Annotated in this window: 17 protein-coding genes; 10 read left to right on the plus strand and 7 right to left on the minus strand. The window is 71.8% G+C overall.

Annotation, left to right across the window (positions count from 1 at the left end; translation table 11 throughout):
• The first annotated feature begins 496 nt into the window (after positions 1 to 496).
• From ppdK to ACFW9D_RS02965, 8 genes are all read left to right on the plus strand, one after another.
• A complete protein-coding gene (ppdK, locus tag ACFW9D_RS02930; RefSeq protein WP_188339059.1) occupies positions 497 to 3,217 on the plus strand; it encodes a pyruvate, phosphate dikinase in 2,721 nt (906 codons plus the stop codon).
• A gap of 364 nt (positions 3,218 to 3,581) precedes the next feature.
• Positions 3,582 to 3,914 (plus strand): hypothetical protein, encoded by a 333-nt coding sequence (locus tag ACFW9D_RS02935; RefSeq protein ID WP_384617010.1) that lies wholly within the window; start codon positions 3,582 to 3,584, stop codon positions 3,912 to 3,914.
• Positions 3,915 to 3,978: 64 nt separating this feature from the next.
• Positions 3,979 to 4,665 carry an ABC transporter ATP-binding protein gene (locus tag ACFW9D_RS02940; RefSeq protein WP_188339060.1) on the plus strand — a complete coding sequence of 229 codons (687 nt, stop codon included), beginning with the start codon at positions 3,979 to 3,981 and terminating at the stop codon, positions 4,663 to 4,665.
• Positions 4,662 to 6,953 carry an ABC transporter permease gene (locus ACFW9D_RS02945; RefSeq protein ID WP_384617013.1) on the plus strand — a complete coding sequence of 764 codons (2,292 nt, stop codon included), beginning with the start codon at positions 4,662 to 4,664 and terminating at the stop codon, positions 6,951 to 6,953. The genes ACFW9D_RS02940 and ACFW9D_RS02945 overlap by 4 nt, the downstream gene beginning before the upstream one ends.
• 61 nt (positions 6,954 to 7,014) lie before the next feature.
• Positions 7,015 to 7,947, plus strand: coding sequence for an oxidoreductase (locus ACFW9D_RS02950; protein WP_384617015.1), 933 nt, complete (start codon positions 7,015 to 7,017; stop codon positions 7,945 to 7,947).
• 135 nt (positions 7,948 to 8,082) lie between these two features.
• Positions 8,083 to 9,342 carry an ABC transporter substrate-binding protein gene (locus tag ACFW9D_RS02955; RefSeq protein WP_384617018.1) on the plus strand — a complete coding sequence of 420 codons (1,260 nt, stop codon included), beginning with the start codon at positions 8,083 to 8,085 and terminating at the stop codon, positions 9,340 to 9,342.
• 95 nt (positions 9,343 to 9,437) lie between these two features.
• Complete coding sequence (locus tag ACFW9D_RS02960) at positions 9,438 to 10,310, plus strand: carbohydrate ABC transporter permease (protein WP_223206146.1); 873 nt, start codon at positions 9,438 to 9,440, stop codon at positions 10,308 to 10,310.
• A complete protein-coding gene (locus ACFW9D_RS02965) occupies positions 10,307 to 11,170 on the plus strand; it encodes a carbohydrate ABC transporter permease (RefSeq protein ID WP_188339065.1) in 864 nt (287 codons plus the stop codon). The genes ACFW9D_RS02960 and ACFW9D_RS02965 overlap by 4 nt, the downstream gene beginning before the upstream one ends.
• 37 nt (positions 11,171 to 11,207) lie before the next feature.
• Here ACFW9D_RS02965 and nirD read toward each other — a convergent pair whose 3' ends face one another.
• From nirD to ACFW9D_RS02990, 5 genes are all read right to left on the minus strand, one after another.
• A complete protein-coding gene (gene nirD, locus ACFW9D_RS02970) occupies positions 11,208 to 11,558 on the minus strand; it encodes a nitrite reductase small subunit NirD (protein ID WP_188339066.1) in 351 nt (116 codons plus the stop codon).
• Positions 11,555 to 14,086, minus strand: a complete 2,532-nt coding sequence (gene nirB / locus ACFW9D_RS02975) for a nitrite reductase large subunit NirB (protein WP_384617022.1) — start codon at positions 14,084 to 14,086, stop codon at positions 11,555 to 11,557. The genes nirD and nirB overlap by 4 nt, the downstream gene beginning before the upstream one ends.
• A gap of 1 nt (position 14,087) precedes the next feature.
• A complete protein-coding gene (locus ACFW9D_RS02980; RefSeq protein WP_384617025.1) occupies positions 14,088 to 15,311 on the minus strand; it encodes an NAD(P)/FAD-dependent oxidoreductase in 1,224 nt (407 codons plus the stop codon).
• Positions 15,312 to 15,632: 321 nt separating this feature from the next.
• Positions 15,633 to 16,262 carry a class F sortase gene (locus ACFW9D_RS02985; protein WP_384617027.1) on the minus strand — a complete coding sequence of 210 codons (630 nt, stop codon included), beginning with the start codon at positions 16,260 to 16,262 and terminating at the stop codon, positions 15,633 to 15,635.
• A 153-nt stretch (positions 16,263 to 16,415) separates the two neighbouring features.
• Positions 16,416 to 16,934, minus strand: a complete 519-nt coding sequence (locus tag ACFW9D_RS02990; protein WP_384617030.1) for a hypothetical protein — start codon at positions 16,932 to 16,934, stop codon at positions 16,416 to 16,418.
• Positions 16,935 to 17,190: 256 nt separating this feature from the next.
• On the opposite strand from ACFW9D_RS02990, the gene cutA reads away from it, so the two are divergent.
• Positions 17,191 to 17,514 carry a divalent-cation tolerance protein CutA gene (cutA, locus tag ACFW9D_RS02995; protein WP_384617077.1) on the plus strand — a complete coding sequence of 108 codons (324 nt, stop codon included), beginning with the start codon at positions 17,191 to 17,193 and terminating at the stop codon, positions 17,512 to 17,514.
• A gap of 142 nt (positions 17,515 to 17,656) precedes the next feature.
• Here cutA and ACFW9D_RS03000 read toward each other — a convergent pair whose 3' ends face one another.
• Together ACFW9D_RS03000 and ACFW9D_RS03005 are read right to left on the minus strand one after the other, a co-directional pair.
• Positions 17,657 to 19,744 (minus strand): molybdopterin oxidoreductase family protein, encoded by a 2,088-nt coding sequence (locus ACFW9D_RS03000; RefSeq protein ID WP_384617033.1) that lies wholly within the window; start codon positions 19,742 to 19,744, stop codon positions 17,657 to 17,659.
• Positions 19,745 to 19,841: 97 nt separating this feature from the next.
• A complete protein-coding gene (locus tag ACFW9D_RS03005) occupies positions 19,842 to 20,447 on the minus strand; it encodes a vancomycin high temperature exclusion protein (RefSeq protein WP_384617079.1) in 606 nt (201 codons plus the stop codon).
• A 625-nt stretch (positions 20,448 to 21,072) separates the two neighbouring features.
• On the opposite strand from ACFW9D_RS03005, the gene ACFW9D_RS03010 reads away from it, so the two are divergent.
• Positions 21,073 to 21,954: a sirohydrochlorin chelatase gene (locus tag ACFW9D_RS03010; protein ID WP_384617036.1), complete on the plus strand. Its 882-nt coding sequence runs from the start codon at positions 21,073 to 21,075 to the stop codon at positions 21,952 to 21,954.
• The last annotated feature ends 3 nt before the right edge of the window (positions 21,955 to 21,957 follow it).

The following is a 21,957-nucleotide window of genomic DNA, read 5'->3' on the forward strand; positions in this document are numbered from 1 at the left end:
TCGCGCACTCCCGGGGGGGCTCGCCCCCCCCCCCCCCACCGATGCGCCCCCAATTATTGGGGTCGGGGCCCCCTGCGTCCCACGCCCGGGGGGCCCCCTCCGCGTTGTCCGGATGCTGAAATCCGGGTGTCCGAAGGGCCTCTTCCGGCGCGTGATCCTCGCCACCCCTGATAGGGGTTGCGCTCAGATGAGCGCTCATTCGCTGACTGCGCTTCTTCAATGCCTGGCACTGAGTGCCACTGCGCGATCATTTATGATGTGAACGCAAGTGAGCCAGAGACCCGCTCACATGAGCGTTATTGCGGGTCTACGGGGGTTGTGGATTCAAGAAGTGAACGAACAGCCTCGGGCGACCTTGCCAACCCATTACTTTCAATCTGCTGGCGGACGGGTGGTTGGGGCCCCAGGACGGCTGAGTGGACGTACCCATCAGCCTTGGATCTGGGTATGTTCCTGGCCGTCAGGGCAGCCACCGAGCCTCAAGGGGTCGAGACCCGTGTCGGAAAACAACACTCCCCAGGTAGCGAAGTTCGTCTACGACTTCACCGAGGGAAACAAGGACCTCAAGGACCTCCTCGGCGGCAAGGGTGCCAACCTCGCCGAGATGACCAACCTGGGTCTCCCGGTTCCTCCCGGCTTCACCATCACCACCGAGGCCTGCAAGGTCTACCTCGACAGTGGCGAGGAGCCGGTGGCACTGCGTGACGAGGTGTCCGCCCACCTGGACGCCCTCGAGCAGCAGATGGGCAAGAAGCTCGGCCAGGCCGACGACCCGCTGCTCGTCTCCGTCCGCTCGGGCGCCAAGTTCTCCATGCCCGGCATGATGGACACGGTCCTGAACATCGGTCTCTCCGACAAGTCCGTGCAGGGCCTCGCCAAGCAGGCCGGCGACGACCGCTTCGCGTGGGACTCGTACCGCCGCCTCATCCAGATGTTCGGCAAGACGGTGCTCGACGTCGACGGCGACCTCTTCGAGGAGGAGCTGGAGAAGGCCAAGCACGCCAAGAAGGTCACGGTCGACACCGACCTCGAGGCGGCCGACCTCAAGAAGCTCGTCACCAAGTTCAAGAAGATCGTCAAGACCGAGGCCGGCCGCGACTTCCCGCAGGACGCCCGCGAGCAGCTCGACCTCGCGATCCACGCGGTCTTCGACTCCTGGAACACCGACCGCGCCAAGCTGTACCGCCGCCAGGAGCGCATCCCCGGCGACCTCGGCACCGCGGTCAACATCTGCTCGATGGTCTTCGGCAACCTCGGCCCCGACTCGGGCACCGGCGTCGCCTTCACCCGCGACCCCGCCTCCGGCCACGCCGGCGTCTACGGCGACTACCTGCAGAACGCGCAGGGCGAGGACGTCGTGGCGGGCATCCGCAACACGGTCCCCCTGGCCGAGCTGGAGCAGATCGACAAGAAGTCGTACGACCAGCTCATGCAGATCATGCAGACCCTTGAGAACCACTACAAGGACCTCTGCGACATCGAGTTCACCATCGAGCGCGGCCAGCTGTGGATGCTGCAGACCCGCGTCGGCAAGCGCACCGCCGGCGCCGCCTTCCGCATCGCCACGCAGCTCGTCGACCAGGGCCTGATCGACGAGGCCGAGGCCCTGCAGCGCGTCACCGGCGCGCAGCTCGCCCAGCTGATGTTCCCCAAGTTCGACGAGGACGCGAAGGTCGACCAGATCGGCCGCGGCATCGCCGCCTCCCCGGGCGCGGCCGTCGGCAAGGCCGTCTTCGACTCCTACACGGCCGTCAAGTGGTCGCGCTCCGGCGAGAAGGTCATCCTGATCCGCCGCGAGACCAACCCCGACGACCTGGACGGCATGATCGCCGCCGAGGGCATCCTGACCTCGCGCGGCGGCAAGACCTCCCACGCGGCCGTCGTCGCCCGCGGCATGGGCAAGACCTGTGTCTGCGGCGCCGAGGAGCTCGAGGTCGACACCAAGCGCCGCCGGATGACCACCTCCTCCGGCGTGGTCGTCGAAGAGGGCGACGTCGTCTCCATCGACGGTTCCACCGGCAAGGTCTACCTCGGTGAGGTACCGGTCGTCCCGTCCCCGGTCGTCGAGTACTTCGAGGGCCGCATGCACGCCGGCGCCGACGATGCCGACGAGCTCGTCGGCGCCGTGCACCGGATCATGGCGTACGCGGACCGGGTCCGCCGCCTGCGGGTCCGCGCCAACGCGGACAACGCCGAGGACGCGCTGCGCGCCCGCCGCTTCGGCGCCCAGGGCATCGGCCTGTGCCGCACCGAGCACATGTTCCTCGGTGACCGCCGCGAGCTCGTCGAGCGCCTCATCCTGGCGGACACGGAGAGTGAGCGCGAGGAGTCCCTCCAGGCGCTGCTCCCGCTCCAGAAGAAGGACTTCATCGAGCTCTTCGAGGCCATGGACGGCCTTCCGGTCACCGTCCGTCTCCTCGACCCGCCGCTGCACGAGTTCCTGCCCGACATCACCGAGCTGTCGGTGCGCGTCGCCCTCGCCGAGTCCCGCAAGGACCCGAACGAGAACGACCTGCGGCTCCTCCAGGCCGTGCACCGCCTGCACGAGCAGAACCCGATGCTGGGTCTGCGCGGCGTCCGCCTCGGCCTGGTCATCCCCGGCCTGTTCACCATGCAGGTCCGCGCGATCGCCGAGGCCGCGGCCGAGCGCAAGAACGCCAAGGGCGACCCGCGCGCCGAGATCATGATCCCGCTCGTCGGCACCGTCCAGGAGCTCGAGATCGTCCGCGAGGAGGCCGACCAGGTGATCGCGGAGGTCGAGGCCGCGACCGGCGTCAAGCTCAAGCTGGCCATCGGCACGATGATCGAGCTGCCGCGCGCCGCGCTCACCGCCGGCCAGATCGCCGAGGCCGCGGAGTTCTTCTCCTTCGGCACGAACGACCTGACGCAGACCGTGTGGGGCTTCTCCCGCGACGACGTGGAGGCCTCCTTCTTCACGGCGTACCTGGAGAAGGGCATCTTCGGCGTCAGCCCCTTCGAGACGATCGACAAGGACGGCGTGGGCTCCCTGGTCCGCAACGCCGCCGAGGCCGGCCGCGCCACGCGCCCCGACCTCAAGCTCGGCGTCTGCGGCGAGCACGGTGGTGACCCGGAGTCGGTCCACTTCTTCCACGAGGTCGGCCTGGACTACGTCTCCTGCTCCCCGTTCCGCATCCCCGTCGCGCGCCTCGAGGCGGGCCGTGCGGCCTCCACGTCGGAGGGCAGCGACCACCGCTGATCCCGTCCCCGTGAACCCCGGAGCCGCCGTCGGTCCCTGACCCTCACCGATCCTTCGGCGGCCCCGGTCACCTACGAGAGAGCGGCACCCCTTGTGCGGGGGGTGCCGCTTTTTCGTTTCCCCGGCGTCCGTGGACCGCGCGAGGATCACCCCATCAAGTGATCGTCACTTTGAGTAATCGGTTCAGCGCTTTGCGTACGACTACTGTCTGTGATCCCCGGGTCGCCGCTGGAGCGGCCGGGGTTACTCGGAGGGTGTGCGCGTCGTGCGTTTGCGGAGTGTGAAGAACGGTGTGGTGGGGCTGGTCGCGGCCGGGGTGTTCGTGGGTGGGGCGGGGGTGGCGGTGGCGGGTTCTTGGCATGGCATGCAGCTCAAGAGCGCAGGAGCGAGCTTCTCTGGCTGGTACCTGTTCAACAAGCGAGGCGTCAATCACGGTGCGTTCGAGTGGAAGGGCACGCTCAAAGACCAGGACCGTACCGACGGGCACAACGCGTACATCGAGACCAAGATCGAGGGCCACGACTGGACCCGGACCTACGGCAAGCAGGGCAAGGCCGTGAATCTGCATCGCTCTCACTGGGACGGCGCGCAGGCGTACACCAGGGACGCATACATGAGGGTCTGCCGGGACCGGGGATCGCTGCACCCGGACAACTGCTCGTCCACCATGCACCGCAAGAACCCGGCCGCCGACTAGCAGACACGTAGGCCCGGGGTGCTGGACGGCACCCCGGGCCCTTTCCCAGGAGGGTCCGATACAGATGTCTGCGCAGGCGCCGGAAGTGCTGGTGGCGAGCAAGGTGGAGCTTCGGTACGGGGCTGCAGTGGCCGTCAAGGAGGTGTCCCTGTCCGTGCGGCGTGGTGAAGTCGTCGCGGTCACGGGACAAAGCGGGTCAGGTAAGTCGTCCCTGTTGTACTGCCTGGCAGGCGTGCTCCCCGTGTCGGCGGGGGAGGTGTGGTTCGAGGGGAACGTGTTGGGTGAGCTGGACGACGAGGAGCTCAGCGCGCTGCGGCGCGAGCGGTTCGGATTCGTCTTCCAGTACGGGGAGTTGTTGCCGGAGCTGACCGTCGAGGAGAACACGGCCCTGCCGTTGCGGCTCGCAGGGCAGCGCAAGGGGGAGGCGCTCGAACTCGCGGGCCAGGTCCTCGGTCGGCTCGGGCTCGATTCCGTACGGGACCGGCGGCCTTCCCAGGTTTCCGGAGGGCAGAGCCAACGGGTCGCGGTGGCGAGGGCGTTGATCCACAAGCCGGCGGTCGTCTTCGCCGACGAACCGACCGGCTCCCTGGACAGTGCCAACGCGAACACCGTGCTGGAGGAGTTCCTGCTGCTCGCCAAGGCGCAAGGGACAGCTGTGGTTCTGGTGACGCATGACGCGGCGGTCGCGGCCCGTGCCGACACCCGGTATGTCATGGCCGACGGGACCCTCACTCCGGAGGGCGACCAGTGAGGGAGTTTCTGCTCGGCCTGCGCCTGCTGGTCGGGTCTGGCCGGGGCAACCGGGTCCGGTTCGCACTCATGGCCGCAGGCGGGGCTGTCGGGGTGTGCTGCCTGACCATCGTGCTGTCGATCTCCGGAATCCTCGAGGCCCGTGACGCCCGTACCGCTGCTCGAGAGCCGGAGTTCTCGAAGTCGGCTCCGGGCGGGAGCGGTGCGTACGGGTTCACGATCCAGCGGGACGACCCCTTCGGGTCCCGACAGTTCACCCGGGTCTTTCTCGCTCCGGGTACCGACCGGGTGCCACCGGCGCCGCCAGGGGTGAACCGGTTTCCCCGACCCGGGGAGTTCTTCGTCTCGCCGCGTCTGGCCGAGGCGCTGGCTGAATATTCCGGCCTCAAGCAACGGTTGCCCGGCCGCCAGGCCGGTGTCATCGGCCGTGAAGGGGTGGCCGACCCGGACGAACTGTTCGCGTACGTGGGAGTCAGCCGCGCGATGATCCCGGAGGAGGGACATCGGTTCAACACTTACGGAGATCCCTATGGCGTCGGACCGACCGTCGAAGCAAGCGCGCTGGAGATCGTCCGCTTCACGATGATCGGCGTCGTCCTGCTGCCCCTGGGCGTGTTCCTCGCCGTCTGCGCGCGGCTGTCAGCGGCTAGCCGGGCCCGCCGTCTCGCCGCGCTGAGACTGCTCGGCCTGAGCACCAAGGGGATCCAGCGTGTCAACGCGGTGGAGACAGTCGTCGCAGCGCTGTTCGCGGGGCTGCTCGGGCTGGGGCTGTACACGGTGCTCAACCAGGTGGGGGCGAAGATCGGGCTGCCCGGCCTGAAGTGGTACCCGGAAGACGCCACACCGGACGGGACAACGATTGCGGTGTGCCTGATCGGCTGTCCCCTCCTCGCCTGGCTGGTGGGACGAGTGAGCGTGCGGGAAGCTGCCAGAAGCCCACTGGCCGTGCGCCGCACAGCGGTTCAGCGTCGCCCTTCGAGGTGGGGCTTCATCCCGCTCCTCGCAGGGGCAGGCATCGGCGTCGGATACTGCGTAGCAGGAGCCACGGGCCACGCACCACGGGACACGGCCCTGTCTGCGGTCCTGATCCCGTCCGCCGTTCTTCTTGTCGGTGCCGGTCTTGCTCTCACCCTGCCGGTTCTCGCTCAGTTCCTCTCCCGACGCGTGGCCGCGTCCACTCGCTCGTTCACGCTGAACCTCGCCATGCGGCGCAACGAAGTGGAGTCCGGGAGCGCCCTGCGCGTGGCGACGGGGCTGGTGCTGGTCGTCTTCGCCGGCTCCCTGACGCAAGGCGTACTGATCGAGCTCGATCAGGTCTACCGGCCGGACTCGCCGGTGCAGGAGTACCGCATTGCTCGCAGCGCGGTGTCCGAGCGGCAGGTGCGTGAACTGGGCCGGATCCCGGGCGTCGGAGCGCAAGTCGTGGAGGCCTCGTCGTGGACGGATCCGGAGGAGGAACGCTACGTTCCCAGCGCGTCCTTGCTCATCGGCACATGTCGGCAACTCGAATTTCTCGCTCCTGGCTCGACAGGGTGCGTGGACGGTAAGGCCCAGCGGCTCCGCAGCCTCGATCCCAATGACGATCAGCAACTGCTGCCAGGCGAACCGGCCCTGCTGCGCCTGAAGGGGGCCGGGCGCGAGCGCATGTGGAAGCTGACTGTGCCGCACGGCGTGGTGAAGGTGCCCAGTGATGGTTCATCGATCGTCGACGGCAACTCCGGAATCATCGTCCCGCCCTCGGCGATCCCCGCAGGTGCGCGTTTCGAGGGTGCGGAGGTCGTTCTCGCTTCGGCCTCGGACACGGACACCGTTCGCTCCGTGCTCGACGGCATCGGCGCTGTCGCCCCCACGGTGGAAATCATCCCCGGCGTCCTCAACATCGACGGCATCCGCCAAGTCGCCCTCATCAAATCCCTCCTGGGCGTCGGCATGGTCCTCGGCCTGATCATCGGGGTCGCCGCCTACCTCGTCGCCGCCGGGGACCGGGCCGTGGAGCGGCGGGGGCAGGTCACCGCGCTGACCTTGCTCGGGACGCGGCGGCGGACGCTGCGGGCCGTGCAGGTCGCTCAGGTCGTCATGCCGCTGGGGATCGGGCTCGTCCTCGCCCTGGTCACCGGGAAGCTCGTCGAGTCGAGCTATCTGGTGAGCGGCGGCGGCGACGTGTTCTGGGACGGGGACGGGGTGCCGCTGCTGCTCGCGAGCGCGCTCGGGGTGGTCGGGATCGCGGCCCTCGGGTCGCTGCCGCTGGTCGGGCGAAGGATCGACCCGGAGCTGATTCGCCGGGACTGAGCGGCGAGCGCGGGGCGTACCCTGCGGTAACCCACCCGCCGCACAGAGAGAGGCCCCCAAGATGAGCGCCGCATGGAACGCGAGCCGGATTCCTGATCAGCGCGGGCGCACGGCCATCGTGACCGGGGCCAACAGCGGGATCGGGTACGTCACCGCGCGGGAGCTCGCCCGGGCCGGCGCGCGGGTCGTGTTCGCGTGCCGGAGCGAGGCGCGGGGGAGCGCCGCCGTGGAGCAGGCCCAGAAGGAAGTGCCCGGCGCGGAGGCCGAGTTCGCGCCGCTCGACCTCGGGGACCTCGCGTCCGTGCGGGAGTTCGCCGAGGCGTGGCAGGGCCGCACCCTCGACCTGCTCGTCAACAACGCAGGGGTCATGGCCCTGCCCCGCACCCGCACCACCGACGGCTTCGAGACCCAGTTCGGGGTCAACCACCTCGCGCACTTCGCGCTGACGGGCCTGCTGCTCCCCAGCCTGCTCGCCGCCCCGGCGCCCCGCGTCGTCACCGTCTCCAGCGCGATGCACGCCCTCGCCAACATCGACATCGGCGACCTCAACAGCGAGAAGAAGTACAGCAAGTGGATCGCGTACGGGCGGTCCAAGACGGCCAATCTGCTGTTCACGCACGAGCTGGCCCGGCGGGCGACCGGCGCCGGCACCGCGCTCGTCGCGGCCGCCGCCCACCCCGGGTACGCCGCCACGTCGCTCCAGACGCGCGGCGCGCGCATGGAGGGCCGCAAGGGCGCCGAGCGGATCTTCGAGCTGGCCAACCGGATCGTCGCCCAGCCCGCCGAGGACGGCGCCCTGCCCACGCTCCGCGCGGCGACCGCCCCCGATGTCCGCCCCGACGACTTCTACGGGCCCCGCGTGCTGATGACCCGCGGCGCCCCGGCGAAGTCCTGGCGGGCTCCCTGGACGCTCGACGACACTGCGGGCGAGCGGCTCTGGGCCGCTTCCGAGCAGCTCACGGGCGTCACGTACGGCAGTGTGCTCAAGGGATGAGACGTCACACGGCCTTAGTGGGTCTGTCGTAATTCCCTTGCATGGTTGATCGTTGGGCCGACGAGTTCATGTGTGCGGATTCGTGTGTATGGATTCATGTGTACGGGCCAGGGACGGACAACTGGGGGCGACAGCATGACCATCAGCCGTAGAGGAATGCTCGGGAGCGCCGCCGCGCTCGGCCTGCTCACCGCGTGCGGTTCGAACACCGGCCGGGACGGCGGCGACGACGGGGGCGGCGGCAGCGGCCCGAAGCTCTCGCACTGGTACCACCAGTACGGCGAACAGGGCACCGAGCAGGCCGTGAAGAAGTACGCGGCGGCCTACGACAAGGCGCGGGTGAGTGTCCAGTGGCGGCCCGGGAACTACGACCAGCAGACCGCCGCCGCGCTGCTCACGAAATCCGGCCCGGACGTCTTCGAGGTCAACGGGCCGACCCTGGACCAGATTCAGGGCAAGCAGGTCGTGGACCTCACCGACCTGTTCGAGGGCGTCAAGGACGACTTCAACCAGGCGGTCCTCGCGCCGAAGACGTACGACGGGAAGATCTGGGGGATCCCGCAGGTCGTCGACATGCAGATGCTCTACTACCGGAAGAGTCTGCTGGAGGACGCGGGGGTCGAGCCGCCGCGGACGATGGACGAACTCGTCGATGCTGCGCAGAAGTTGACTGACAAGAAGGTCAAGGGGCTCTTCCTGGGGAACGACGCCGGGGCCGGAGTGCTCGGCGGGACGCCGCTGCTCGCCGCCGGACTCGAACTCGTCACCGAGGACGGCGGGGTCGGCTTCGACGATCCCGCCGCCGCCCGCACCCTCGGCAAGCTCCACCGGCTCTACGCCGACAAGGCCCTGCTGCTCGGGGCGCCCGCGGACTGGTCGGACCCGTCCGCGTTCCTCCAGGGCCTCACCGCCATGCAGTGGTCCGGGCTGTGGGCGCTGCCCGCCGTCCAGAAGGCCCTCGGCGACGACTTCGGCGTCCTGCCGTTCCCGAAGGACGGCGCGCGGGGCCGCCCCGCCGTCCCGGTCGGCGCCTACGCCGCGGCCGTCTCCACCCGCACCGCGCACGAGCAGGCGGCCAAGGACTACCTGAAGTGGCTGTGGATCGAACGCACCGACTACCAGGAGGACTTCGCGCTCTCCTACGGCTTCCACATCCCCGCCCGGATCTCCCTCGCGAAGAAGGCCGCCAAGCTGCGCACGGGTGCGGCCGCCGACGCCGTCCGGTTCACCACCGACCACGGCTTCGCCCAGCCGCTGCTGTGGACCCCGGCCGCGCAGACCGCGTACCAGGACGCGCTCAACCGGATCATCAAGGACGGCGCGAACCCGGACAGCGAGCTGAAGACCGTCGTGCGGAAGGTGTCGGCCGAGCTCGACCGCGTGAAGAGCAAGTGAGCCGGGAGAAACAAGAGGAGCAACAGGAGCAACAGGAGCAACAGAAACAGGAGAAGCGGGAGAAGCAGGAGAGCCATCGGACCCGGTGGTTCTGGGTGTTCGTCGGGCCGTTCCTGCTCGGGCTGGTCGTCTTCACGTACGTCCCGCTCGGCTGGAGCGTCTACCTCAGCTTCTTCGACGCCCACAACACCGTGACACCCACCGAGTTCGTCGGCCTCGGCAACTACACGGCGCTGCTGCGGGACGACGCGTTCACCAGCAGCCTGTGGACGTTCTGCCTGTTCACGCTGTTCATCGTGCCGACGACCTACGCCGCCTCGCTCGCCCTCGCCCTCATGGTGAACCGGCTGCGGCGCGCCCAGGCCTTCTTCCGGTCCGTCTTCTTCCTCCCCGCCGCGTGCAGCTACGTCGTCGCCGCGCTCATCTGGAAGATGTCGCTCTTCAACGGTGTGCGCTTCGGCCTCGCCAACACCCTGCTCGGCTATGTCGACGCCGACCAGATCGCCTGGCTGTCCACCACGGACCCACCCTGGTACTGGCTGGTCATCGTCACCGTACGGCTCTGGCTCCAGGCCGGTTTCTACATGATCCTGTTCCTGGCCGGGCTCCAGCGGATCAGCCCGACGCTGTACGAGGCGGCGGCCGTCGACGGGGCGCGGCCGGGCTGGCAGGTGTTCCGGCACATCACGTTCCCGCAGCTGCGCACGACGTCCGTCGCCGTCGTCCTGCTGCTCGTCATCAACGCCTTCCAGGCCTTCGACGAGTTCTACAACCTGCTGTCCGACGCCCGCGGGTACCCGCCCTACGCCCGCCCGCCCCTCGTCTACCTCTACTACCTCGCCCTCGGGCAGGGGCAGAACCTCGGCCTGGGCAGCGCCGGCGCCGTCCTGCTCGCGCTGATCGTCGCCGTGGTGACGATCGGGCAGGCCCGCTGGTTCGGTCTCGGCAGGAAGGAGGCCGACGCGTGAGCTCCAGAACCGGAAACAGCGGGCTCAGGGACGACGGGCTGGTGCGGGCCGGGCGCGCCCTGCGCCTCGCGCTGCTCGTCGCCCTCGCCCTGCTCTTCCTCGTCCCCTTCTACCTCCTGGTCCGCAACGGCCTGGCGACCGAGCAGGAGATCACCTCTCCGGACTGGACGTTCTTCCCCACGGATCTGCAATGGGGCAATGTCACCGAGCTGTTCGAGGACAGCTCGGTCCCGTTCGCGCGCTCCCTGCTCAACTCGGCGCTCATCGCCGTCGCCACGACCCTCGGCACGCTCGTCCTCGCCTCCCTCGCGGGATACGGCCTGGCCCGCATCCCGTACCGGCACGCGAACAAGGTCTTCTACGCGATCCTCGGCACGCTGATGGTCCCGGCGGCCGTCACGTTCGTGCCGAGCTTCGTGCTGGTGTCCTCGCTCGGCTGGGTGTCGACGCTGCGCGGACTGATCGTGCCGACGCTGTTCTCGGCGTTCGCCTGCTTCGTCTTCCGGCAGTACTTCCTCGGGTTCCCCGGGGAGCTGGAGGACGCGGCGCGGGTCGACGGGCTCGGCTACTGGCGCACGTACTGGCGGGTGGTCGTGCCGAACTCCCGGCCCGTCTTCGCGGCGGTCGGCACGATCGTGTTCATCGGCGCGTGGAACTCGTTCCTGTGGCCGCTGGTCATCGGACAGGACCAGAACTCCTGGACGGTGCAGGTGGCCCTGTCCTCGTTCACGACGGCGCAGGTGGTGCGGCTGCACGAGCTGTTCGTCGCGGCCGCCGTGTCGATCCTGCCGCTGCTGCTCGTGTTCCTGCTGTTCCAGCGGTGGATCGTGGCGGGCGTCGAGCGCTCCGGCATCGACTGAGGACGCCGGGGCCGGCCCGCCACGGTCCGGCGGCGGGTCAGGCCGCCCGCACCTCGTACGCCTCGACGGCGATCCCCTCGTCGTCGAGGCAGCGGCCCGTCTCCAGGTCGAAGCGCTGCTTCAGGAGCGGCGAGGCGACGAACGGGCGGCCCTCGGCGGTGCCGAGCAGTCCGCGCGAGAGGACGGCCGCACCGGTGAACGGGTCGGTGTTGTCGATGGCGTAGACCCGCCCGGAGCGGTCCCGGAACAGGGCGGCCTGCCGACCGTCGGGCAGGAGGGCGGCGACCCCGCGGCCGGGGACGAGCCGGTCGAGGTCGCACACCTCCAGCCACTCCTCGTCCAGAGCGAGCTGCACGGTGGTCGCGGGGGCGATCGTCGTCAGGGTCATCGGGCTGCGGTTCCTTCCAGGGAGGCCAGCGAGATCAGCGGCAGTTCGGGCTTGATCTGGTCGCGCTCCGGGACGAAGCGGACCGTCGGGTCCGGGGTGCCGGGCGCGTTCACGAAGGAGACGAAGCGGGCCAGGCGCTCCGGGTCGTCGAGGGTCTCGGCCCACTCGTCGCGGTAGTTCGCGACATGGGCACGCATCAGCGCCTCCAGCTCGTCGCAGATGCCGAGGCTGTCGTGCACGACGACGTCCCGTACGTGGTCGAGCCCGCCCTCGATCCGGTCCAGCCAGGTCGAGGTCCGCTCCAGGCGGTCGGCGGTGCGGATGTAGAACATCAGGAAGCGGTCGATCAGACGGATCAGCTCGGCGTCGCTCAGGTCCTGCGCGAGCAGGTCGGCGTGGCGCGGGGTCATGCCGCCGTTGCCGCCCACGTACAGGTTCCAGCCGTTGGCCGTGGCGATCACGCCGAAGTCCTTCGACTGGGCCTCCGCGCACTCGCGGGCACAGCCGGAGACCGCCGACTTCAGCTTGTGCGGGGAGCGCAGGCCCCGGTAGCGCAGCTCCAGGTCGATCGCCATGCGGACCGAGTCCTGCACGCCGTAGCGGCACCAGGTCTGGCCGACACAGGACTTCACCGTGCGCAGCGCCTTGCCGTACGCGTGCCCCGACTCGAAGCCCGCGTCGACCAGCCGGCCCCAGATCGCCGGGAGTTGATCCACCCGCGCGCCGAAGAGGTCGATGCGCTGGCCGCCCGTGATCTTCGTGTAGAGCCCGAAGTCGCGGGCCACCTCGCCGATCACGATGAGCTTCTCCGGGGTGATCTCGCCGCCGGGCACCCGGGGCACGACCGAGTAGGAGCCGTTCTTCTGGAGGTTGGCGAGGAAGTGGTCGTTCGTGTCCTGGAGGGCCGCCTGCTCGCCGTCCAGGACGTAGCCGTCCGCGCCGATCGACGGGGCGAGCGAGGCGATGATCGAACCGACCGTCGGCTTGCACACCTCGCAGCCCTCGCCGCCGCGCGCCGTCTCACGCCCGTGCCCGTCGAGGACCTCGGCGAATGTCGTGATCCGCTTGACCCGCACGATCTCGTACAGCTCCTGGCGGGTCAGCGCGAAGCAGCCGCACAGGCCGTCGTCGCCGGACTTCGGCAGCAGCTGCCCGATGAGCTTGACGCAACTCCCGCACCCCGTACCGGCCTTGGTGCACTTCTTCACCTCGGGCAGCGTGGTGTGGGCGCAGATCTCGCCCTTGGTGACGTTGTGGCAGGAGCAGATCACCGCGTCGTCCGGCAGCGCCTCCGGGCCGAGCTGCGCGGGGGCGCCCGCACCGGCCGGCAGCACCAGGGCCTCCGGCGCGACGGGCGGCACCGTGCCGGTCAGCGCCCGCAGCGTCCCGTACGCCTCCGCGTCCCCGACCAGGATCCCGCCGAGCAGCTCGCCGCCGGAGCCGATCACGAGCTTCTTGTACGTGCCCGAGCGCGAGTCCGAGTAGACGACGTCGAGACAGCCCTCCGCCGCCCCGTGCGCGTCGCCGAACGAGGCCACGTCCACGCCGAGCAGCTTCAGCTTGGTGGACAGGTCGGCGCCGGTGAAGCCGTCGCCCGCCGTGCCGAGGATCGCGTCGGCGGCCGTCTGCGCCATCTCGTAGCCCGGCGCCACGAGCCCGTACACCCGGCCGTCCACGGCCAGGGCGCACTCGCCGATCGCGAACACCGCCGGGTCGCTCGTGCGGCACTCCGCGTCGACCGCGATCCCGCCGCGCTCGCCGACCGTCAGACCCATGTCGCGGGCCAGCTGGTCGCGCGGCCGGACCCCGGCGGAGAACACGACGAGGTCGGTCGCCAGCTCCGAGCCGTCCGACAGCTTCATCGCCCGTACGGCGTCCCGGTCGCCGGTGACGATCTCCTGGGTGCCGACGCCCGTGTGGACGCTCAGCCCCATGTCGCCGATCGTCCTGAGCAGGGCCGCGCCGCCGCCCTCGTCGACCTGCACCGGCATCAGGCGCGGCGCGAACTCCACGATGTGCGTGGTCAGTCCGAGACCCTTCAGCGCGCCCGCGGCCTCCAGGCCGAGCAGCCCGCCGCCGACGACGGCACCGACCGTCGCGTGGTTCTTCGCGTACTCCTCGATCGCGTACAGGTCCTCGATCGTGCGGTACACGAAACAGCCGGTCGCGTCCTTGCCGGGGACCGGCGGCACGAACGGGTACGAGCCGGTGGCCAGGACCAGGGTGTCGTACGTGAACTCCAGGCCGGAGCGGGAGCGCACGGTGCGGGCCGCCCGGTCGACGGACTCGGCAGGGTCGCCGACGTGCAGCTCGATGTTGTGCGCGGTGATGAACTCCGGGTCCGTGATGGACAGTTCCTCGGGCGTCGTGCCCGAGAAGTACGAGGTGAGCTGGACCCGGTCGTAGGCGGGGCGCGGCTCCTCGCAGAGCACGACGACGCGGTGGCTGCGGGTCAGGCCGCGTTCGGCGGCCGCTTCGAGGAAGCGCTGGCCGACCATGCCGTGGCCGATGAGAACGAGGGTGGGCATGTCAGAGGCCTCCGTCGTGGGTGAGCAGATGGAGCAGCGGCGCGCCGACGGCGTCGTCGGCGGCCAGGGATTCGTTCGCCTCCCAGGCGAGGGCGAGCGCGCCGACGCTGGCGAGCTCCCCGACCAGGACACCGCCGACCAGCCGGTCGCCGCGGACCACGACCTTGCGGTACGTGCCGCGGGTGGCGTCGGTGAGCTGCACGACGTCGTCGCCGGGCAGCGGGTCGGGCTCGCCGAACGCGGCGAGGTCCAGGGGGCCGGCCTCGTGCGGGAGCGTGAGCCGGGTCAGGGTGCGGGTGCCGGTGTACGCGGCCTCGGCGCCGGTGAGCAGCGCCGCGAGTGCGTCCGCCTGTTCGAGCGCGGGCGTCGCGAGGCCGTACACCGTGCCGGCGTGCTGGGCGCAGTCGCCGACCGCGCGGATGTGCGGGTCGCTGGTGCGGAGCTCGTCGTCGACGACGATCCCCTTGCGCACGTCGAGCCCCGCGGCCTGCGCGAGGCCGGTGCGGGGGCGGACCCCGCAGGCCAGCACGGTGACGTCGGTGTCGAGCATGAAGCCGTCGTGCAGCTCGACGCGGCGGACGTGCCCGTCCTCGACGCGGACGCCGCGCACCCGGCACTCGGTGTGGATCTCGACGCCCAGCTCGGCGAGGTGCCGGTGGACCAGCGCGCTCGACCGGGGGTCCAGCTGCCGCTCCATCAGCCGCTCCGCCTGCTGCGTGAGCACCACCTGGGCGCCGCGCCGGGCCAGCGCGCGGGCCGCCGACACACCCAGCAGCCCGCCGCCGATGACGACCGCGCGGGTCCCCTCGGTGACGGCCCGCGACAGGGCGAGGCAGTCGTCCATCGTGCGGAACGCGTGCACGCCGAGGGGCAGTTCGGTGGCGCCGGGGGCGAAGAGGCCGCGCAGCGGAGGCAGCACCGGGTTCGAGCCGGTGGCCAGGACCAGGGTCTCGTACGGGACCTCGGTGCCGTTCTCGCACTGGACCACGCGGCGCTCACGGTCGATCCGGACCGCGCGGGTGCGCAGGGGGGAGGCGGGGGTGCGGGGGAGGGCGATGACGTCGGGGGCGTACGTGCCGGCCAGGACCTCGGCGAGGAGCACGCGGTTGTACGGGGCGTGCGGTTCCTCTCCGATGAGCACGGCGTCCTCGCCCAGGCGCTGGGCCAGGCGGGTGCCGGCCAGGCCGGTGCCGATGATCACTGGGCGGGGGGTCGGTGCGGGCATGCTGTTCAGCGTGCGGGGTGGGTGTTTCTCGGGGGCGTCCCGTCGGTTTCTCCCGCGGTACGGGGTGCTCCGCGGGTGGTTCGGGGCTGTGTGAGGCGGCGCCTCCTCGGCTGCCGGGTACCTCTTCGCGGGCGGCTCTCCCACCGTCGTGGCTGGTCGCGCAGTTCCCCGCGCCCCTGAAATGCAGACCCTCCGGGTCGCATTTCCCCGATCGAGGTGCGGGGCGCCTTTCATCTGGGGAAGGCGCGGCGAAGCCGCATGCCTTCCAGGGGCGCGGGGAACTGCGCGACCAGCCCCCACCGGGCCGTAGTCGACGTACGACTATCGGCTGGAGGTCAGGTGGGCGAACACCACTACGTTGCCCTCGTACCCGGTGCCGCGTGAATAGGGGCCCCCGCACGTGATGACCCGGAGCTCCGCGCGGGAGCGCGGCCCGTAGACCTTCTCGTCGGGGAAGGACTTCGCGTCGTACACCTCGACGGAGTCCACCGTGAAGACGGCCACGGAACCGTCCCGCCGGTCGATCTCGATCGTGCGGCCCCGCGTGAGCGCCCCGAGGTCGTAGAAGACGGCGGGCCCGTCGGCGTTGTCGACGTGCCCGGCGACCACCGCCGTACCCCGCTCACCCGGTGTCGTCCCGGCCTCGTACCAGCCGGCCAGGTTCTTCTTCTGCGGCGGCGGCACGTCGAGGCTGCCGCCGCGGGTCAGCCGCAGCCCCATGAGCGGCGCGTCGACCCGGATGGACGGGATGCGGATGCGGTCCGGCGGGGACGGGGACAACGGGGACGCGCCGGGCGGGGCGTACCGGTCGGTGCCCGGACGGGCCTGCGCCGCGGACGGCTGCGGCGGCGGATGCCCGCCGGAGTTGGTGGACAGCAGCCAGGCACCCGTGCCGAGGGAGAGCACGGTGACGACCGCTATCGCGGAGTTGACTGCCTTGCCCGATCGCACGGGACCTCCTGGGACGAACGTCGCCCGCCCCTCCGGTCCGCGAGGGGCTGCGGCCGGAGGGGTGGGGACTGGCGGTACCGGTGGGCGGACGGGTCACGGACGGCGGAGGATGTCCGCGACCCGGTCCGTCCGTGGTGGCTCCTGCGGATCCCTTCAGATCCCCTCGCCTCTCGCCCGGCGATGCAGGAGCCAGGTACCGCCCGCGGCGGCGACGGCCAGAGCCGCCACGCCCGCCGCGGTCTGCACGGGGTCGGGTCCGAGCGCGCCGCCGACCCCCGTCTTCACATGGCCCTTCGGCATCTGCGCGCCCGAAGCGCCGGCCTGGGCGAGCGACACGATGAGGTCGCCGGTGACACGCGTGCCGCCGGCACACTGCGCGACGATCTCGTACGTGCCGGGCTGCGCGGACGCGGGCACCGCGAAGTGCCCCGCCGCGTTGTCGCCGTCCGAGGCCGGAGCGAGCGTGAACGCGCCCGCGCCGACCGTGCGGGCGTCACCGGCCGCCGTGCCCCGCGTGCCGCACGCGGTGGTGTCCACGGTGACCGTGGTGCCCGGGGCGGCCGTCGCGGGATAGACCTCGAGCCCGCCCTGCGCGGCGGCGGCCGGGACGGCGCCGAGACCGGCGAGGGCGACGGCGAACGCGGCGGCGGTCAGCGGTCGGCCTGTGCGCATCGTGGAGCTCCTTCGCGGGCGTCGGACGCGCCCTGCAAGTCCGAGGTAAGTACCAGTCGCCGCCGCACGCCTGCTGATGTTGCGTCAGATACGGGGGTTCGGCAGGGGTTCTGACGGGGTGACGGGTGCGTCGTCGCAGGTCATCGGCGTGTCAGGGAGCGCGGGGTGCGGGGAGCGGTGCGGGCGTACGACCGGGTGACCGGACACTCCGTCAGGCGGCGGCGCGGGGCCCGGAGGTCACAATGGGGGAGTGGAGATCACCGACGAGACCGTGCTGACCGTACTGACGACGACGGACGCCCCGGACCGGGCGGACACCCTGGCCCGCGGCGCCGTCGAGGCCCGCCTCGCGGCGTGTGCGCAGGTGTCCGCGGCGGTGACGTCCGTGTACCGGTGGAAGGGGGCGGTCGAGACGGCCCGGGAGTACCAGATCCTGCTGAAGACGACCGCCGCGCGGTACCCGGAGCTGGAGCGGTGGCTGACGGACCACCACGACTACGACACGCCCGAGATCGTGGCCGTGCCGGTCGTGCGGGGTGCCTCCGGCTATCTGGGCTGGGTGCGCGGCGAGACGACCTGAACCGTAGCTCCGGCGGGGTCGCGTCGCCGGGTGCGGGCTGGTGGGGGCTGGTCGCGCAGTTCCCCGCGCCCCTGAAATGCATGCCCTTCGGGCGCATTTCCCCGATGCTCCGGCTCCCACCGGCCCGCACCCGGCGACGTCGCTACACCCGTTCGACCCGTACCGCGCACACCTTGAACTCCGGCATGCGGGAGGTCGGGTCGAGGGCAGGGTTCGTGAGGGTGTTGGCGCGGCCCGGGCCCGGCCAGTGGAAGGGCATGAAGACCGTGTCGGGGCGGATGCCCGGGGTCAGGCGGGCCGGCGCGACCGCGCGGCCGCGCCGTGACACCACCGCCACGTCCTCGCCCTCGACCACGCCGAGCCGCGCCGCGAGCCGGGGGTGCAGTTCGACGAAGGGGCCCGGGGCCGCCCGGTTGAGCTCGTCGACGCGGCGGGTCTGGGCGCCCGACTGGTACTGGGCGACGACCCGCCCCGTCGTCAGGTGCACCGGGTACGCCGCGTCCGGCTCCTCGGCGGCCGGACGGTGCGTCACCGGCACGAACCGGGCCCGGCCGTCCTCGTGCGCGAACCGGTCGAGGAAGAGGCGGGGCGTGCCCGCGTCGTCCGGTTGCGGGCAGGGCCAGAAGACGCCGTCGCCCTGGGCGAGACGCTCGTAGGAGATGCCCGCGTAGTCGGCCGGACCGCCCGCGGAGGCGCGGCGCAGCTCGCCGAAGACCTCCTCGGGGTCGGCCGGGAAGCCCTTCTCCAGGTCGGGGGCGAGGCGCGCGGCGAGTTCGCGGAGCACTTCGAGGTCGGAGCGGACGCCGTCGGGCGGGGTGAGGGCGCGGCGGCGCAGCAGCACCCGGCCCTCCAGGTTCGTGACCGTGCCGGTCTCCTCCGCCCACTGCGTCACCGGCAGCACGACGTCCGCGAGTTCGGCGGTCTCGGACAGGACGACATCGGCCACGGCGAGGAAGTCGAGGGAGCGCAGCCGCTGCTCGACGTGGGCCGCGCGGGGCGCCGACACGACCGGGTTCGAGCCCATCAGGAGCAGCGCGCGGATGTCGCCGCCGAGCGCGTCGAGCAGCTCGTACGCGGAGCGGCCGGGGCCGGGCAGCGAATCCGGGTCCACGCCCCAGACCCCGGCGACGTGGGCGCGGGCGGCGGGGTCGGCGAGCTTGCGGTAGCCGGGCAACTGGTCGGCCTTCTGGCCGTGTTCGCGGCCGCCCTGCCCGTTGCCCTGGCCGGTGAGACAGCCGTAGCCGGAGTGCGGGCGGCCCGGGCGGCCGGTGGCGAGGGCCAGATTGATCCACGCGGAGACCGTGTCCGTGCCCTTGGCCTGCTGCTCGGGCCCGCGCGCGGTCAGCACCATGGCCTCACCGGCCCCCGCGAACAGGTCGACCGCCTCGCGCAGCCGCGGCACCGGCACCCCGGTGACCCGCTCCACGTACTCCGGCCAGTGCGCCATCGCCGCGGCCCGCGCCCCCTCCCAGCCCGAGGTCCGCTCCTGGATGTACGCCTCGTCGGCGCGGCCCTGCGCCACCACGAGGTGCAGCATGCCGAGGGCGAGCGCGAGGTCCGTGCCGGGGCGCGGGGCCAGGTGCAGGTCGGCGAGTTCGGCGGTCCGGGTGCGGCGCGGGTCCACGACGATCAACGTGCCGCCGTTGGCCTTGAGTTCGGTCAGATAGCGCAGCGCGGGCGGCATCGTCTCGGCCGGGTTCGAGCCGACCAGCAGCACGCAGCCGGTGCGCGGAATGTCCTCCAGCGGGAACGGCAGCCCCCGGTCGAGCCCGAACGCGAGCTGACCGGCGGCCGCCGCCGACGACATGCAGAACCGGCCGTTGTAGTCGATCTGCGAGGTCCGCAGCACCGTGCGGGCGAACTTGCCCAGCGCGTACGCCTTCTCGTTCGTGAGGCCGCCGCCGCCGAACACGGCGTTCGCGTCGGGGCCGTGCGCGGTGCGGGCCCGGTCGAGCGCCGCGGCGATCGTGTCCAGGGCCTCGTCCCAGCCGGCCGGTTCGAGGCGGCCCGTGGTGGCGCTGCGCACGAGCGGGCCGGTCAGCCGCACCCGGGACGACAGCACCTCGCCGGCGCTCTGGCCTTTGCCGCACAGGGCGCCCCGGTTCACCGGGAAGTCCTCCCGGCCGCTCACCGTGGCGTCCGGGGCGACCCGCATCCCGCACTGCAGGGCGCAGTACGGGCAGTGCGTGGCGGTGGGGGCGGGCGGCTCGGAGGCGGTGACCGTGTGCATACGGGCCAGCGTGCGGGCCCGTTGTTACGCGGTGAGGGGCGCGGCGGTTACGCACGGGGTACGCGGTCCTCCCCGCGCCCGGGGCCAGGCCGTGAGGTCAGCGGCGCAGGGCGTCCGCGATGCCGCTCTCGCGCGGGCCGAGGAAGTGCGGGTCGGGGCGGACGACCGCGTCCAGGGCCGCCTTGCCCGCCGCGAGGACCTCCCGGGCGCCGCCCGCGTACCAGGTCACGTCGTGCGGTTCGTCCACCCCGACGCCGTACGAGGACACGCCGGCGGCCTCGCACAGGGCGACCGCCCGCCGGATGTGGAAGCCCTGGCTGACCAGGACCGCGCGGTGCACCCCGAAGATCTTGCGGGCCCGCACGCAGGAGTCCCAGGTGTCGAACCCGGCGTAGTCGCTCACGACGGCGCGTCCCGGCACGCCGTGCCGGGTCAGGTAGTCCCGCATGGCGTCGGGCTCGTCGTAGTCCTCGGTGCTGTTGTCGCCGGTGACCAGGACGGCCCGGACCCGGCCCGTGCGGTACAGCTCCGCCGCGGCGTCCAGCCGGTGGGCCAGATAGGGGGAGGGCTCCCCGTCCCACAGCCCCGCGCCGAACACGACGGCCACGTCGGTACGGGGCACGTCGCCGAGCGCCTTGACCCGGTCACCGGTCGACGCGAACAGCCACGTCGCCGGCAGCAGCGCGAGCACGCACAGCCCCATGAGGGCCTGCACGGCGATACGCCGCCCCCGCGTGGTCCGGGGCAGCCGCGGCCTGGTTCCGGGCAGCTTCAAGGGTGGCTCTCCTCAGTCGAGGCGACGGTACTTCCCTGTCACCGACCCAGACGCCCCACCCCCAAAGAAGGTTTCGCCGCACGGCGGCCGGGAGCAGGACCGGGCAGGTGCGCCCCGCCAGGGGCGCGGGGAACTGCGCGAGAAGCCCCACCGGGCCGCGGCCGGGGACGATGGCGAGCACACCGCGGCGGTGGGCCGGGTGGACGGGCGGGAGCAGGACCGGGCAGGTGCGCCCCGTCAGGGGCGCGGGGAACTGCGCGAGAAGCCCCACGGGGCGGCGGCCGGGGACGATGGCGAGCACACCGCGGCGGTGGGCCGGGTGGACGGGCGGGAGCAGGACCGGGCAGGTGCGCCCCGTCAGGGGCGCGGGGAACTGCGCGAGAAGCCCCACCGGGCCGCGGCCCGGAAGAGAGCGGGCCGCACCACGGCGGGACCGGGGCCGCCCCGGGCAGAGGCCCCGCTCACCGATCCCCCCGCCACACAGTGAACCCGCGGCAACCACTCGTCACCGCCCCGCAACAACACGGCAACCCCCACCCGGCACGATCACTCCATGACGGACGAGTTCGCAAGCACGGGCACGACCAGCACGGCAGGACTCCTCACCATGATCAGTGACCAGCTCGGCGACCAGCTCAGCCACGTCTCCCTGCGGAGCCGCAAGAAGGCGCCCGCCCTCGTCCTCGTGGCCCACGGCAGCCGGGACCCCCGCGCCCTCGCCACGGTGACCGCCCTGACCCACCGCATCCGGGAACTCCGCCCCGCCCTCCCCGTCCACCTGGGTCACATAGAACTCAACGAGCCCCTGCTCACCGACACCCTCACCGCACTCCGCCCCGGCCGAGCCGTCCTCGTCCCGCTGCTCCTCTCCCGCGGCCACCACGTCAAGCACGACATTCCCGGCGCGGCCGGCGCCGCGGAGCACCTCCGTACCCGCGTCGCCGCCCCCCTCGGCCCGCACCCCCTCCTCGTCGACGCCCTGCACGACCGCCTGACCGAGGCCGGCTGGCCGGCGCAGCAGTCCGAGCGGGCCCGCCGCCGCTCCGGCGTCGTGCTCGCCGCCGCCGGGTCCCGCGACCCCGACGCCGCCGTCGACATCCGCCGTACCGCCGACCTGCTCGCCCACCGCCTCGGCGTCCCCGTCGTCCCGGCCCACCCGGGCTCGGCCGAGGCCCAGGACGTGCCGGCGGCGGTCCGCGCCCTCGCCGCCCGCGGCAGGACCCGTACGGCGGTCGCCGCGTACTTCACGGCCCCGGGCCGGTTCGCCGCCCAGGCCGCGGCCGCCGCGCCCGGCATCGCGGCGGCCCCGCTCGGCACCCACCCGGCCCTCGTCCGCCTGGTCCTGCACCGCTACGACACCGCCCTGACCGGCGCCCCGCAGACCGCCCCGCAGACCGCCCCGCACACCGCTCTGCCCGATCTGGCGACCGTCTGACAG

The sequence above is a fragment of the Streptomyces sp. NPDC059524 genome (assembly GCF_042749255.1).
Taxonomy (GTDB): Bacteria; Actinomycetota; Actinomycetes; order Streptomycetales; family Streptomycetaceae; genus Streptomyces; species Streptomyces xanthii.

Excerpts from the sequence above, each read along its gene's own strand:
- ACFW9D_RS02990 (WP_384617030.1), bottom strand. The coding sequence starts at position 16,934 with ATGCGCACAGGCCGACCGCTGACCGCCGCCGCGTTCGCCGTCGCCCTC.
- ACFW9D_RS02950 (WP_384617015.1), top strand. The coding sequence starts at position 7,015 with ATGAGCGCCGCATGGAACGCGAGCCGGATTCCTGATCAGCGCGGGCGC.
- ACFW9D_RS02935 (WP_384617010.1), top strand. The coding sequence starts at position 3,582 with ATGCAGCTCAAGAGCGCAGGAGCGAGCTTCTCTGGCTGGTACCTGTTC.
- ACFW9D_RS02940 (WP_188339060.1), top strand. The coding sequence starts at position 3,979 with ATGTCTGCGCAGGCGCCGGAAGTGCTGGTGGCGAGCAAGGTGGAGCTT.
- ACFW9D_RS02955 (WP_384617018.1), top strand. The coding sequence starts at position 8,083 with ATGACCATCAGCCGTAGAGGAATGCTCGGGAGCGCCGCCGCGCTCGGC.
- ACFW9D_RS03005 (WP_384617079.1), bottom strand. The coding sequence starts at position 20,447 with ATGGGGCTGTGCGTGCTCGCGCTGCTGCCGGCGACGTGGCTGTTCGCG.
- ACFW9D_RS03000 (WP_384617033.1), bottom strand. The coding sequence starts at position 19,744 with ATGCACACGGTCACCGCCTCCGAGCCGCCCGCCCCCACCGCCACGCAC.
- nirD (WP_188339066.1), bottom strand. The coding sequence starts at position 11,558 with ATGACCCTGACGACGATCGCCCCCGCGACCACCGTGCAGCTCGCTCTG.
- nirB (WP_384617022.1), bottom strand. The coding sequence starts at position 14,086 with ATGCCCACCCTCGTTCTCATCGGCCACGGCATGGTCGGCCAGCGCTTC.
- ACFW9D_RS03010 (WP_384617036.1), top strand. The coding sequence starts at position 21,073 with ATGACGGACGAGTTCGCAAGCACGGGCACGACCAGCACGGCAGGACTC.
- ACFW9D_RS02980 (WP_384617025.1), bottom strand. The coding sequence starts at position 15,311 with ATGCCCGCACCGACCCCCCGCCCAGTGATCATCGGCACCGGCCTGGCC.